Origin of the sequence: Bremerella sp. JC817 (assembly GCF_040718835.1) — a bacterium.
GTDB lineage: Bacteria > Planctomycetota > Planctomycetia > Pirellulales > Pirellulaceae > Bremerella.
In genome coordinates, this window is the sequence record NZ_JBFEFG010000187.1 from 1 (window position 1) to 477 (window position 477).

Genomic DNA, 477 nt, shown 5'->3' on the forward strand with positions numbered 1-477 from the left:
GCCCCGCCATGGCCAGCAAGACGCCCTGCGGATCTTCCGGCCCTCGGATGATCAGATCGACCTGAACCCCTGCTTGAGAAGCGGCATAGAGCGAGGCGATGGTGCGGGGGTCGACGAGCGAGTTCATCTTGGCGATGATCCGGGCCGGTCGCCCGGCCTCGGCGTGCTGGCGCTCGCGGTCGATCATCTCCAGGACGCGATCGACCAGGTGATAGGGGGCGACGACGAGCTTCTGCCAGTCGTGCCCCTGGGAGTAGCCGGTCAGGAGGTTGAACAGGGCCGAGGAGTCGTCGCCGAAATCGGGGCGGCAGGTGAAGAGGCCGAGATCGGTGTAGAGCCGGGCGGTCGTCGGGTTGTAGTTGCCGGTGCCGAGGTGGATATAACGCCGGATGCCGTCGGGCTCCCTGCGGACGACGAGCGCGGCCTTGCAGTGGGTCTTGAGGCCGACCATGCCGTAGACGACGTGGACGCCGGCCT

General features: G+C 67.3%; 1 pseudogene. It reads right to left on the reverse strand.

From position 1 onward, the window contains the following. A pseudogene (locus tag AB1L30_RS00895) lies at positions 1–477 on the reverse strand (RNA degradosome polyphosphate kinase); the annotation flags it as partial.